This is a genomic window from uncultured Aliiroseovarius sp., from assembly GCF_947497285.1.
Lineage (GTDB): Bacteria > Pseudomonadota > Alphaproteobacteria > Rhodobacterales > Rhodobacteraceae > Aliiroseovarius.
In genome coordinates, this window is sequence record NZ_CANMFT010000004.1 from 244144 (window position 1) to 257696 (window position 13553).

The 13553-nt window shown below is 61.2% G+C and carries 11 protein-coding genes; 7 read left to right on the forward strand and 4 right to left on the reverse strand.

Annotated elements, in window-relative coordinates; genetic code table 11:
- Positions 1-80: 80 nt before the first annotated feature.
- Complete coding sequence (locus tag Q0864_RS09065; RefSeq protein WP_298568288.1) at positions 81-1910, reverse strand: ABC transporter ATP-binding protein; 1830 nt, start codon at positions 1908-1910, stop codon at positions 81-83.
- A gap of 194 nt (positions 1911-2104) precedes the next feature.
- A complete protein-coding gene (gene meaB, locus Q0864_RS09070) occupies positions 2105-3091 on the reverse strand; it encodes a methylmalonyl Co-A mutase-associated GTPase MeaB (RefSeq protein WP_298568290.1) in 987 nt (328 codons plus the stop codon).
- A gap of 114 nt (positions 3092-3205) precedes the next feature.
- Here meaB and hrpB point away from each other — a divergent pair, with 114 nt between their 5' ends.
- The 3 genes from hrpB to Q0864_RS09085 all read left to right on the forward strand — a co-directional run bounded on the left by hrpB (position 3206) and on the right by Q0864_RS09085 (position 7861).
- Positions 3206-5659: an ATP-dependent helicase HrpB gene (gene hrpB, locus Q0864_RS09075; protein WP_298568293.1), complete on the forward strand. Its 2454-nt coding sequence runs from the start codon at positions 3206-3208 to the stop codon at positions 5657-5659.
- 173 nt (positions 5660-5832) lie between these two features.
- Positions 5833-6246, forward strand: a complete 414-nt coding sequence (locus Q0864_RS09080; protein ID WP_363317612.1) for an NUDIX hydrolase — start codon at positions 5833-5835, stop codon at positions 6244-6246.
- Between the two features lie 133 nt (positions 6247-6379).
- The gene (locus tag Q0864_RS09085; RefSeq protein WP_298568299.1) at positions 6380-7861 is read left to right on the forward strand and encodes an inorganic phosphate transporter; all 1482 of its coding nucleotides are present in this window, start codon (positions 6380-6382) and stop codon (positions 7859-7861) included.
- Between the two features lie 40 nt (positions 7862-7901).
- Here the strand turns inward: Q0864_RS09085 and argF are convergent, their stop codons facing one another.
- Positions 7902-8828 (reverse strand): ornithine carbamoyltransferase, encoded by a 927-nt coding sequence (argF, locus tag Q0864_RS09090; protein ID WP_298568302.1) that lies wholly within the window; start codon positions 8826-8828, stop codon positions 7902-7904.
- Complete coding sequence (locus Q0864_RS09095) at positions 8825-10009, reverse strand: aspartate aminotransferase family protein (protein ID WP_298568304.1); 1185 nt, start codon at positions 10007-10009, stop codon at positions 8825-8827. Before Q0864_RS09095 ends, argF begins: the two co-directional genes overlap by 4 nt.
- 234 nt (positions 10010-10243) lie before the next feature.
- Between Q0864_RS09095 and Q0864_RS09100 the strand changes: the two genes are divergently transcribed.
- From Q0864_RS09100 to rimO, 4 genes are all read left to right on the forward strand, one after another.
- The gene (locus Q0864_RS09100; protein ID WP_298568307.1) at positions 10244-11119 is read left to right on the forward strand and encodes a DMT family transporter; all 876 of its coding nucleotides are present in this window, start codon (positions 10244-10246) and stop codon (positions 11117-11119) included.
- Positions 11120-11230: 111 nt separating this feature from the next.
- On the forward strand, positions 11231-11803 hold the full coding sequence (locus tag Q0864_RS09105; RefSeq protein ID WP_298568309.1) for a GcrA family cell cycle regulator: 573 nt from the start codon (positions 11231-11233) through the stop codon (positions 11801-11803).
- A gap of 48 nt (positions 11804-11851) precedes the next feature.
- Positions 11852-12046 (forward strand): hypothetical protein, encoded by a 195-nt coding sequence (locus Q0864_RS09110; protein ID WP_298568312.1) that lies wholly within the window; start codon positions 11852-11854, stop codon positions 12044-12046.
- 70 nt (positions 12047-12116) lie between these two features.
- A complete protein-coding gene (rimO, locus tag Q0864_RS09115) occupies positions 12117-13538 on the forward strand; it encodes a 30S ribosomal protein S12 methylthiotransferase RimO (protein WP_298568315.1) in 1422 nt (473 codons plus the stop codon).
- Positions 13539-13553 lie beyond the last annotated feature (15 nt).

Here is a 13553-nt window from a genome sequence, read left to right on the forward strand (position 1 = left end):
CGGTGGATAGACCCAATCGGATGGGACGTCAAGTGAGTCTAAGAACCGCGACACGGGATTTTTCTGCGCGCTGCGATCTGCTATTCCTCGGCCAAAAAACCGCCCGACTGCCGGTTCCACAGCCCAGAGTAGGTGCCACCCATTGCCAAAAGCTCATCATGACTTCCCTCTTCAATGATGCGGCCTTCGTCCAGCACCACAATCCGGTCCATCTGCGCGATGGTGGACAGGCGGTGGGCGATGGCGATGACGGTCTTACCTTGCATCATGCCATAGAGGGTTTTCTGGATCGCGGCTTCAACTTCGCTGTCCAATGCCGAGGTCGCCTCGTCCAGCACAAGGATCGGTGCGTCTTTAAGCATGACCCGCGCAATGGCGACCCGCTGGCGTTGTCCACCCGACAACTTCACGCCGCGTTCGCCCACATGCGCGTCGTATCCGGTGCGCCCCTTGGGATCTTCCAGCAGCTGAATGAAATCGTGCGCTTCGGCGCGGCGGGCAGCGGCGATCATCTGGTCCTCGGTCGCCTCCGCGCGCCCGTAAAGAAGGTTCGCGCGCACCGACCGATGCAACAGGCTGCTGTCCTGTGTGACCATCCCGATCTGCGCGCGCAGACTGTCTTGCGTCACCAGCCGCACATCCTGACCGTCGATCAGAATGCGCCCGCCTTCCGGGTCGCGAAACCGCAGCAACAGATTCACAAGGCTGGATTTGCCCGCACCTGACCGTCCAACCAGCCCAACTTTTTCGCCGGGGCGCACTCTCAGCGACACGTCCTCCAACCCGCCGGACCCTTTTCCATAGTGATGTGTCAGGCCATCGAATTCGATCTGGCCCTCGGTCATCACAAGGTCTTTGGCATCGGGAACATCTGTCAGCTCGTGCGCGACCGAGATCGAGCGCAACCCTTCCCGGATCACACCCATATGTTCAAACAGCCGGATTGTGACCCACATGATCCACCCGGACATGCCGTTCAGACGCACCACCAATGCCGAGGCTGCAGCGACCTCTCCGACCGAGACTTCGCCCTGCGACCAAAGCCAGACAGCAGACCCCAACACACCGGTAATCAGAAGGCCGTTCAGTAGGTTTAGGCCGAAGCTGAGTTCGGTCATCAGCCGCAGAAAGCGTTGAAACCGCAGCCGCAGGCGTTTCAGCGACGACAGGGCATAGCGTTCTTCCCCCGCCCCTTGCGAAAACAGTTTCACGCTTTCGATATTGGCATAGGCGTCCACGATCCGCCCTGTAACCAGCGACCGCGCGTCAGACCATTTCTCGGACGCCACCGATACGCGTTTGGCGATATATCGGACGTAGAGCACGTAAAACACCAGCCAGATGCCAAGCGGCAGCGCCAGCCGCACGTCGACTTGGCCGAGGATCACCATCGCGCTGAGCACATAGGTGGTGGCGTAGAAGATGCCTTCAAAGAACATATAGGTGCTGTCTTCGACCGCCGGGCCAAGCTGCATCACGCGGTTGGACAAGCGTCCTGCGAAATCGTTTTGGAAAAACCCCAACGACTGACCCAGCATGTGACGATGCGCCCGCCAGCGCACTTGTTCCTGCATATTGCCCGCAAGGGTTTGCTCCAGAAAGAAACGGTTCAAGGTGATGGCGAGCGGTCTGAGGAAGATGATGAACACCGCCGCGGCCAGAAGCTCGATCCCATGCATGCGCCAGAAGCTCTCTGGCGCGGACTGGTTCATCATATCGACGACCCGCCCGGTATAGAAAATTACGCCTGTCTCGATCAGCGCGACCAGTATGCCGGTCAGCGCCATCCAGATCATCCACTTGCGAAAGGGACCGAACTGCGACTTGTAATATGCCCACAGCGTATTGGGCGGCGTGCCTGTGTCATGCGGGGCAAATGGATCAACGAGGTTTTCAAAGAAACGAAACATGCGTGCGCTCCGTGCGCTTGGAAAGAAAAAGGATGGACGGGGCCAACGAAAGCCCAACAGGACCAGCGTCTAGTGGCTGTATCGGGTCCTGAGTAGTCGCATCCCACATCTCTCCTTCATGTTCGTTCAGGGACGCTAGCCCAGATGTTAGCGCCCATCAACCCCTTCAGTCCCACAGGCAACGCGCCTACCCGTCAGGCGGAAGCCGGGTTCTGCAAATGGTCGATCAACTCTTCGGCCGCGCGGGCAGCCGAGATTTCCCCACCCGCGACTTGCGCGCCAAGTGTGTTGAGGCGCGTGCGCGTTTCAGGGCGTTCGAGCACCGACAAAAGGCCAAGGCGCACGTCCTCTTCGAACCAGTGGCGGGCTTGTTGGGCGCGGCGTTTGTCCCAATGTCCCTCGGCGCGCCGCCAATCCACAAGCTCGCGCATCGCGTCCCATGCTTCTGGCAATCCATCTTGCGTCACCGCCGACACCATCATGGCTTTGGGAAATCCCTCAGGGTCATAAACGCGCTTGCGCAACAGGCGCAGCGCGCCCGCATAGTCGGCGCAGGTCCGCATCGCCGTTGGTTTCAGATCGCCATCCGCCTTGTTCACCAAGATCAGGTCCGCGATTTCCATGATCCCGCGCTTTACACCCTGAAGCTCGTCTCCACCAGCGGGGGCGAGCAGCAGCAGAAACAGGTCGGACATTTCTGCCACCATCGTTTCAGACTGGCCAACGCCGACGGTTTCGATCAACACAATATCAAACCCGGCGGCTTCGCACAGGGCCACAGCTTCGCGGGTGCGTCGCGCCACGCCGCCCAGCTGGGATTGCGATGGCGAGGGGCGGATAAACGCGTTCTTCTCGCGGCTCAGGCTTTCCATCCGCGTTTTGTCCCCAAGGATCGACCCGCCCGACCGGGCTGAACTGGGGTCAACGGCCAGAACGGCAACCTTTAGACCCTTTTCAATCAGGAACATCCCGAACGCTTCGATGAAGGTGGATTTGCCCACACCCGGTGTGCCGGACAGACCGATCCGCAGCGCCTGACGGCCCGCCCCCGCCAACAAATCCAGCAATTCGCCCGCCTGTTTGCGATGATCTGACCGCCCACTTTCCACCAGAGTGATTGCCCGCGCCAAAGCCCGCCGTTCGCCCGCGGCCACGCGTTTTGCCAGATCCTGAATGTCCATGTCGCCTCCAACTTTCGCACAGTCATGGCGCGCAAGTTGCGGTCTGTCCAGAGGTCCAGCGCTAACAGCCCGCTGACGTCTGGACCAAAGACGCGTCACGCCCGATAAGGGGGGATGCACGACACACTGCCCATACACGAAGCCCTGCCCGACCTGATGGCTGCCCTGCACCAAGCGGGCCGCGCCGTGCTGATGGCGCCGCCTGGGGCGGGGAAAACCACTGTGGTGCCGCTAGCCATGCTTGAGGCGAAGGCCTTTGCAGGCAAGTTGATCATGTTGGAGCCCCGCCGTCTGGCCGCCCGCGCTGCCGCCGAGCGGATGGCGCAAACCTTGGGCGAACGGGTGGGGGAAACTGTTGGCTATCGCATTCGCGGCGAGGCCAAAACCAGCAAAGCCACCCGGATCGAGGTCGTCACCGAGGGCATCCTGACTCGGATGCTGCAATCCGACCCGTCGCTGGACGGGGTCGGTGCGGTGATCTTTGACGAATTCCACGAACGTTCCCTGAATGCGGATCTCGGCCTTGCCCTGACGTGGGAGGCGATGCAGGCCCTGCGCGAAAATCTGAAATTGGTCGTCATGTCCGCCACGTTGGACGCCGACCCAGTTGCGTGCCTGTTGAACGATGCGCCCATCATCCGCTCAGAAGGCCGTGCCTTTCCAGTTGAAACACGCCACCTGCCCGCGCCTTTGCCAAAGACCGCGCGCTTGCCCGACGCGACCGCCGCACTGGTGCGCCAAGCCCTGCACGAGACCGAGGGCGGCGTGTTGGTGTTCCTGCCCGGCGAAGGCGAAATTCGCCGGACCGAAGCTGCGCTGCGCCCACATTTGCCCGCCGATTGTCACCTGCATCCGCTGTTCGGCGCGATGGATTTCGCGGCCCAGCGCGCCGCAATTGCACCGGCCACATCGGGACGGAAAATCGTGCTGGCTACCTCGATCGCTGAAACATCGCTGACCATTCAGGACATTCGCGTTGTGGTCGACGCGGGCCAGTCGCGCCGCGCCCGGTTCGACCCAGGGTCAGGCATGTCACGGCTGGTCACCGAACGCGTGTCAAAGGCCGAGGCTACGCAACGCCGGGGCCGCGCTGGCCGCGTCGCACCGGGCGTTTGCTATCGGCTCTGGACCAAAGGCGAAGAGGGCGGTCTGCCCCCCTTCCCACCCGCCGAGATTGAAACCGCCGACCTTGCCCCTCTGGCGCTTGAGCTTGCGCAATGGGGCTCACCCGATGGGTCAGATCTAGCCTTTCTGACGCCCCCGAACTCAGGCGTGCTGGCCGAGGCGCAATCGTTGCTGCAAGCGCTCGGCGCACTGGATGGAGATGGTCGGATTACCCCGCACGGCCAGACGCTGGCCCGCCTGCCGATGCACCCGCGCCTTGGGCACATGCTGGCAACCGCCGGCCCCGATGCCGCCGATCTTGCTGCACTGTGGGGCGAGCGTGATCCACTGCCCCGTCACGCGCCCCGTGATCTTTCCCTAAGGCTTGAAGCCATCCGCGACCCGAAATCGTTCGAGGCGCGCCGCGCCATCACGCCAAACCGAGGCGCGATAGAACGCCTCCGCTCTGAGGCCCGACGCCTTCGCAAACTTGTTCCGCCAAAGAACACCACGCTCAGCGAAGCCCAAATGGCCGCGCTGGCCTATCCTGACCGCGTGGGGCTGCGGCGCCCCGGTGACACGCCGCGTTTCGTTTTGTCCGGCGGCAAAGGGGCCGTGATGGACGAAGGCGACCCCCTTGCCGGCGCGCGTCTGATCGTCGTCACCGACACCGATGGAAACCCGCGCGAAGCCCGCATTCGCCAAGCCATCCAGATCAGCGAAGGCGAGCTGCACGAGTTGTTTGCCGATCAGATCACTTGGATCGACCACTGCGCTTGGTCCAAGCGTGACGGTAGGGTCATCGCCCGGCGACAAGAGCGGTTTGGCGCTTTGGTGCTGGATGACCGGATGTGGAAAGACGCCCCTACTGAAGCGATCGCGCACGCAATGCTGGACGGGGTGCGCGAGCTTGGGCTGCGTCCTTCGAACGCCGCGCGCCGGTTCATTGCGCGGGTTGAACTATTGCGCGCAGGCGGTGACGACTTGCCCGATATGTCCGACGGTGCTCTGATGGACACGCTTGAGGATTGGCTTTTGCCTCACCTCTCTGGTGTGAAGACCAGCGCCGACTGGAAGCGGTTCGAATTGCTCGACGCCCTGCGCGCACGACTTGACTGGGCGCAGATGACGCGGCTGGATCAGGGCGCGCCCGCGCATTTCACCACGCCTATGGGTCGTAAAATCCCCATCGACTATTCCGGTGATGGTCCCGAAATCAGCCTTCGCTTGCAGGAAATGTTCGGCACGACCCGTCATCCCATGATCGGAAAGACACCGCTTCGGGTCACGCTGTTGTCTCCGGCGCGGCGCCCTGTTCAGACCACGACAGACATCCCCGGCTTCTGGGCGTCGAGCTATGCCGATGTGCGCAAGGACATGCGTGGACGCTATCCCAAACACCCCTGGCCCGAGGATCCGACCCAAGAGGATCCGACGCTGCGCGCCAAGCCCCGAAAGGGTTAGAAAGGGCGCGGGGAACTGCTTGCGCGCGCCATCACGGGCGATTTACTTGCAATTTCCCCATAAAACCCCCTATTTTAAGGACTAACGATAAGAACACGAGCACAAACAAGAAACGCGCAGGTCCGATTATGTCTTCACTCCTAAAGCAAGCCTGGGACGAGGTTGTGTCCCCTATGATCCAACGCCCCAAACGGGTTCAAGTCGCTGCCTTGTGCTATCGCGGCACGGGCGACGGCAAAGAAGTTCTTTTGGTCACATCCCGCGGCACCGGGCGCTGGATCCTGCCCAAAGGCTGGCCAATGGACGGCAAAAATGCAGCCGAGGCCGCCCAGCAAGAAGCTTGGGAAGAAGCCGGTGTCGCAAAGGGCAAACTGGATCGCGGCCCCGTGGGCGCATTCGAATTTGACAAAGAAATGGATTGCGGTGGCATCGCACGATGTGAAGCCACGGTTTTTCCGCTTGAAGTCGAAACGCTTGCCGATGAATTCCCCGAAGCAGACGAACGCTCACGCAAATGGGTGGCGCCCGAAGACGCTGCCCGGATGGTGAATGAAAAAGGCCTAAAGGACCTGCTTCGCGCGTTTTAGGCCACGCCCGGTTTTCCATTGAAACTGGACGGTCCGAATCTGTTGCAATTGCTTCCCTGACACGCTAGCGCATGCGCGAAAACGCGAGGCCGCGGCGTGGCCTTTGACAGCCTGAAATCAAGGGGAGCGATCGATGGCCAAGGAAAAGATCGGCAGCCAGTGGAAGACACTGGACAAGGACCTTAACCGGATCAGCCAGGTCGAATACGCAGCGCAATATGTCGCGCGCCCCTTGGTAGGCATGGGTGTTGCGCTTGCCTTCATCGTTGTCGCTGCACTTGGTGCGGCTGTTTTCTTTGGCCAGAACCCGACCTCTTTGATCGTTGTCACCGCCGCCGCGTTCGGCGCTTACATGGCTCTGAACATTGGCGCCAACGACGTGGCCAACAACATGGGCCCCGCGGTTGGGGCAAATGCGTTGACCATGACCGGGGCAATCATCATTGCCGTCATCTTTGAAAGCGCCGGGGCCTTGTTGGCTGGCGGGGACGTGGTTTCAACCATTTCGAAAGGGATCATTGATCCATCCGGGTTTGCCCAGCCGCGCACGTTCATCTGGGCCATGATGGCGGCGCTGATTTCGTCAGCTCTGTGGGTCAACCTAGCCACATGGATCGGCGCGCCGGTATCGACCACCCATTCTGTGGTGGGGGGCGTGATGGGGGCCGGGATCGCGGCGGCGGGGTTTGCCGCCGTCAATTGGCCGACGATGGGCACGATCGCGGCATCATGGATCATTTCACCGGTTCTGGGAGGCGCCATCGCGGCCCTGTTTCTTGCCTTCATCAAACACCAGATCATCTATCAGGACGACAAGATTGCGGCCGCCAAACGATGGGTGCCAGTTCTGATTGCCATCATGGCCGGCGCCTTTGGTGCCTACCTTGCGCTCAAGGGGCTCAAGCGGATCATCAAGATTGACCTTGGCACAGCGCTTTTGATCGGTGCCGCCGTGGCTGCGATCTTTTATGTGGTCTCGGCCCCCTTGATTGCACGTCAGGCGCAAGGGTTGGAGAACCGGACAAAGTCGCTCAAGACCCTGTTTGGTTTGCCGCTGATCTTTTCGGCTGCCCTTTTGTCATTTGCCCATGGCGCGAATGACGTGGCCAACGCGGTGGGGCCGCTGGCCGCCATCGTGCACGTCGAAAGCTTCGGCGATTTCGCAGCCAAAGTGTCCATTCCCACATGGGTCATGGTGATCGGTGCATTCGGTATCAGCTTTGGCCTTGTTCTGTTTGGCCCGAAACTGATCCGCATGGTGGGCAGCCAGATCACCAAACTGAACCCGATGCGCGCCTATTGCGTCGCGCTGTCAGCCGCGATCACCGTGATCATCGCCAGTTGGCTGGGCCTGCCCGTCAGCTCCACCCACATTGCGGTTGGCGGCGTCTTTGGCGTCGGGTTCTACCGCGAATTTCACATGGAGCGCCGCCTGCGCCGCACCTCGGCCGCGCGCCCGCAGGTCAAACGGATCGCACCAGAAGAACGCCGTCGCCGCAAGCTGGTGCGCCGCTCGCATTTCATGACCATCGTCGCGGCATGGGTGATCACCGTGCCCGCGGCAGCCCTGATGTCAGCGGTTATCTTCTATCTGCTGAACACGATCGTGGCCTGATCCCAGCGCCCTAAGCATAGGCAATGCGCCCGAACGGGTGCTACTTTTCCAAGCACCACCGCATCACAGCCTTTTGTGCATGCAGGCGGTTTTCGGCCTCGTCAAAAATCACTGATTGCGTGCCGTCCATCACGGCACTGGCGACTTCTTCTTCCCGGTGCGCGGGCAGGCAATGCATGAACAACGCGTCTGCTTTGGCCCCTGCCATCAACGCCGCATCCACCTTGTAGGGGCGCAGCAGGTTGTGGCGCCGTTCGCGCGCGGATGGCGCATCATGCATCGAGACCCACGTGTCTGCGACAACCAGGTCGGCCCCGTCCACGGCCTCCATCGGGTCACGCACGATCTCGATCTTTGCCCCTTTGGCACGCGCTTCTTCGACAAAGACCTGCTCGGGGTCCAGCACTTCTGGACCGGTGAAGGTCAAATCGAAACCAAACTGCCCGGCGGCATGAATGAACGACGCGCAGACGTTGTTGCCATCACCGGTCCACACCACCTTTTTGCCCGCGATCGAGCCGCGATGTTCCTCGAAGGTCTGGATGTCGGCCATGATCTGGCAAGGGTGCGACCGGTTCGTCAGCCCGTTGATCACTGGCACATCGGCAAATTCGGCAAGCTCCAGAAGGGTCGCTTCCTCAAAGGTGCGGATCATGATCATGTCGACATAGCGGCTGAGCACACGGGCCGTATCGGCAATCGTCTCTCCGTGGCCAAGCTGCATTTCAGACCCCGATAAGGTCATCGTCTGCCCCCCCATCTGGCGCACACCCACGTCAAAGCTGACACGGGTCCGGGTCGAGGGTTTTTCAAAGATCAGTGCGACCAGATGATCGGCCAGAGGCATGCCTTCATCCAGAGTGCCCTTGGGCAAACCGGCGCGGGCGTCTTTCATCGCACGCGCCTGTGCAATCATGCCTTTCAAGTCAGCAGTGTCGGTCTTGTTGATATCCAGAAAATGTCTCATGTGCCCTGCCCCTCTATGGTCTTGGCGGCGGTTTCAAGGCGGGCGAGCGCCTCATTCAGGTCGTCATCCTCGATCGTGAGGGCGGGCAACACACGCAACACATTGTCGGCGGCAGGCACGCACAACACCCCGGCGTCGTAACACGCGGTCAAGACATCTGTATTCGGCGCCTTGCACACTAGCCCCAGCATCAGGCCCGAACCGCGCACAGCGTCGAACACGTCTGGATGCGACGCGACAAGCCCTTCCAGCTTTTGGCGCAGCAGGCCGGATTTCCGACGCACATCTTCAAGAAAAGCCGGGTCATTGATGATCTCGACCACTTTTGCCCCGACGGCACAGGCCAGCGGGTTGCCGCCATAGGTCGACCCGTGTGTGCCTGCAACCATGCCGCTTGCCGCGTCTTCGGTGGCCAGAACCGCACCCAGCGGAAAGCCCCCGCCGATACCTTTCGCCACCATCATGATGTCGGGCGACACACCCGACCATTCATGGGCAAAAAGCTTGCCCGTGCGCCCCATGCCACATTGAACTTCGTCAAAAATCAAAAGCGCACCGGCAGCATCACACGCCGCACGGATTGCTTTCAGGTCATCGTCTGCGACGGGCCGGATGCCACCCTCGCCCTGCACGGGCTCGATGATCACGGCCGCCACGTCACCTTCGGACAGCGCGTTGGTCAGCCCGTCCAGATCACCGAAAGGCAGATGCGTAAACCCGGGCAGCAGCGGGCCGAACCCTTTGGTAAGCTTGTCGCCACCCGCCGCCGCGATCCCTGCGGAAGAGCGGCCATGGAATGAGCCTTCAAAGCCGATGATCCGAGTGCGCCCCTCCTGACCTTTGTCATGCCAGTATTTGCGCGCCATTTTCACCGCCAACTCACAAGCCTCGGTGCCGGAATTTGTGAAAAACACCGTATCGGCAAAGCTCGCATCGACCAGCATATCCGCCAACTGCTGTTGCTGCGGGATCGTATAAAGGTTCGAGATATGCCAAAGCCTCGCCGCTTGCCGGGTCAGCACCTCGACCAGGTCGGGGTTGGCATGGCCCAACGCGTTCACCGCGATCCCGGCTGCCAAATCCAGATATCGTTCGCCACCTGCCGTGAACAGCCAGCTGCCCTGACCTTGCTCAAACGCAAGATCGACACGGTTATAGGTCGGAAGAAGCGACGGGATCATGCCGGTATCCTTTATAAAAGAAGCCCTTGGGTGCCGTATGGCAGACTTCAAGTCAACATTTTCAGAAGAGTTTTGCGCAAACGCGCGGGAACAAACAGGACGGGACGTCAGGCGCGGATGCGTCGGCGTCGGGTCGCGGCGATATGCTGGCGTTTGATCATGCGGTGGGCTTACGGGATGGCGGGCGGGCTGTCCAGCCTTTTCAAGTCGCGCGCCAGGGGCTAATGCCGTGTCATGGAGACACGCCACACCCCCCTTGCCGCTGCTGGTTTCATGCTGCTGGCTTCGTCGCTGATTGCGGGCACGACTTTGATGGCAAAGCTCGTGGGGCGCGATGTGCTGGGGGCGCCACTTCATCCGCTTCAGATCAGCCACGGGCGGTTCATGTTCGCCTTTCTTGCCATCAGCACGGTGGTCGCCATCACCCGGCCAAAGATCCGAGCCCCGAACCTGCCGTTGCATGTCGCGCGATCGGTGGCGGGGTGGACCGGAATATCGCTTCTGTTCGCCGCGGTGACGTTTATCCCGCTGGCGGATGCCACCGCGATCAGTTTTCTTAACCCGGTCTTCGCCATGCTGCTGGCGATCCCTCTTCTTGGTGAACGTGTGGGACCGTGGCGATGGATCGCTGCTGCGATTGCTCTGTCTGGCGCCGTCATCCTGATCCAGCCCGGCGCGGGCAGCTTCCACCCCGCAGCCCTTTTGGCGATGGCCGCCGCTGCCGTCATGGGGCTTGAGATCACCTTGATCAAGCGCCTGACCGGGCACGAAGCACCCTTGCAGATCCTGTGGATCAACAACGGCATTGGCCTGACCGTCGCGACTTTGACTGTGATCTGGGTGTGGACACCGCCGACCGCGGCGCAATGGGCGGCGCTGGTGGCGCTTGGGTTGATGATGGCTTTGGCGCAGGCGTGCTTCATCCAGTCCATGAAACGTGCAGAAGCAAGCTTTGCCGTGCCCTTTTCCTATGCCACGCTTGTCTTCGCCGGGCTGTATGACTTCGTGGCCTTCGCCGTCGTGCCGGTCGCCACCAGCCTGATTGGGGCGGGCATCATCGTAGCGGGCGCTGCGCTTCTTGTCTGGCGCGAGGGGCGCCGGTCGCACTGATGCTGCATCTGCGCTTGTATCCCGCGCGCCTATGACTAGAATAGCCGCTTGTGAATTCACTGGGCTTTCTGGGATTACCCGGCAGCCACCCCCAAAAAAACGGGAAGAAATATGTCCTGGACCGACGAACGCGTTGAAATCCTGAAAAAGATGTGGGGCGAGGGGCAATCTGCCTCGGTCATCGCCAAGGAACTTGGTGGCGTCACCCGCAACGCCGTGATTGGCAAGGTGCACCGTCTGGGGCTGTCAAACCGTTCCGGGGGCGGTGCGAAAACACCCGCCAAGGAAAAACCCGCGCCCAAAGCAGCCGCCAAACCCAAACCGGCGCCTAAGAAAGCCGCGCCCAAGAAAGAGGCTGAATCGACTGCGAAACCCGCAGCCGACGTAAAGCCGATCCCGGCGCGTAAGCAGATCATCCCGGCCGGCCAACCCCTGCCGCCACAGCCATCTGCGAACGAGATCAGCCCAGAAGCGCTCGCCTCGGTGCGCGAGGTCGAGAAGGGCGCAAAGAAGCTGCATCTGATGGAGCTGACCGAGCGGACCTGCAAATGGCCCATCGGTGACCCCGCGACCGAGGAGTTTTGGTTCTGTGGCCTGCCCGTGCAGCAAGGCAAACCGTATTGCGAAGCGCATGTGGGCGTGGCGTTCCAGCCGATGTCCTCGCGGCGTGACCGGAAACGGTGATACCTCAGCGTATTTCAGGTTGGCCCGTTCATCTCGAAGGTCAGTGCAATGGATAGCTTAGTCGGCTTCCTGCTTGCCATAGCCGTTTTGGTCTTTGTGATCTGGCTATACTTAATTTTGCCCGCATCCATGGCAACCGAGCGCAACCGCAGTGCCTTGATCTGGGTATTGATCTCTTTGGTGGGTAGCCCATTGCTGGCGATCTTATTACTGATCGCATTAGGCGACGCTCCGAAGAGTTAGTGGCCACAGGCGATCTCTGGCGACGCCTTGGCTGGAATGATCGCTGGATGATGGCCGACCGCCCCTTCCCATGCGTTCCGCTGCAAGCTATATGCCCGCCATGACAAATCCTGTGAACCCACCCAACCTGCGCCCTGACCTTGCCCCGAAAGCCCGGTTTTCCGAGCCGAAACGCGACGGACAGCCCACCATCGGCATGGTCAGCCTTGGCTGCCCCAAGGCGCTGGTCGACAGCGAACGTATCCTGACCCGACTGCGCGCCGAAGGCTATTCGATCAGCCCGGATTACACCGGCGCGGATGCGGTGATCGTGAACACCTGCGGGTTTCTGGATTCTGCCAAGGCGGAAAGCCTTGAGGCGATTGGCGAGGCGTTGAACGAAAACGGACGCGTCATTGTCACCGGCTGTCTGGGCGCGGAAGAGGATTACATCCGCGGCACCCATCCCAGCGTGCTGGCCGTCACCGGCCCGCACCAGTATGAACAGGTGTTAGACGCCGTGCACGGCGCCGTGCCGCCCTCGCCCGACCCGTTCGTGGACCTGCTGCCAGCGACCGGCGTGTCGCTGACCCCGCGCCATTACAGCTATCTGAAGATTTCCGAGGGCTGCAATCACAAGTGCAAGTTCTGCATCATCCCCGACATGCGCGGCAAGCTCGCAAGCCGCCCCGCACATGCGGTGATCCGCGAAGCGGAAAAGCTGGTCGAGGCTGGCGTGAAAGAGCTGCTGGTGATCAGCCAAGACACCTCGGCCTATGGGGTCGACATCAAACACGCCGAAGATCGGGGCCACCGCGCACATATCACCGATCTGGCGCGCGATCTTGGCGCGCTTGGGGCCGGGCGCGACCTGTGGGTGCGGCTGCATTATGTCTACCCCTATCCGCATGTGCGCCAGTTGATCCCGCTGATGGCAGACGGGCTGATCCTGCCCTATCTGGATATCCCGTTCCAGCACGCCCACCCCGACGTTCTGAAACGCATGGCCCGCCCGGCGGCCGCGTCGAAAACACTGGACGAGATCGCGGCGTGGCGCGCGACCTGCCCCGATATCACCCTGCGCTCGACCTTCATCGTCGGCTATCCCGGCGAAACCGAGGCTGAATTCCAGACCCTGCTGGACTGGATGGACGAGGCGCAACTGGATCGCGTCGGCTGTTTTCAATACGAAAATGTCGATGGTGCCCGGTCAAACGACCTGCCCGACCACGTGCCCGCCGAGATCAAACAAGACCGCTGGGACCGGTTCATGCAGAAGGCACAGGCGATTTCCGAAGCCAAACTGGCCGCCAAGGTGGGTCAGGTCATGGACGTGATCATCGACGATATTGATGAGGACGGCATCGCCACCTGCCGCACCAAAGCCGACGCCCCTGAGATCGACGGAAACCTGTTCATTGATGAGGGGACAGAGGGGCTGGCCGTCGGGCAGATCGTGTCCGTTGAGGTGGATGAGGCGGGGGAGTATGATCTGTGGGGGCGGTTGCGGTAAGTCGTGATCGGCCTC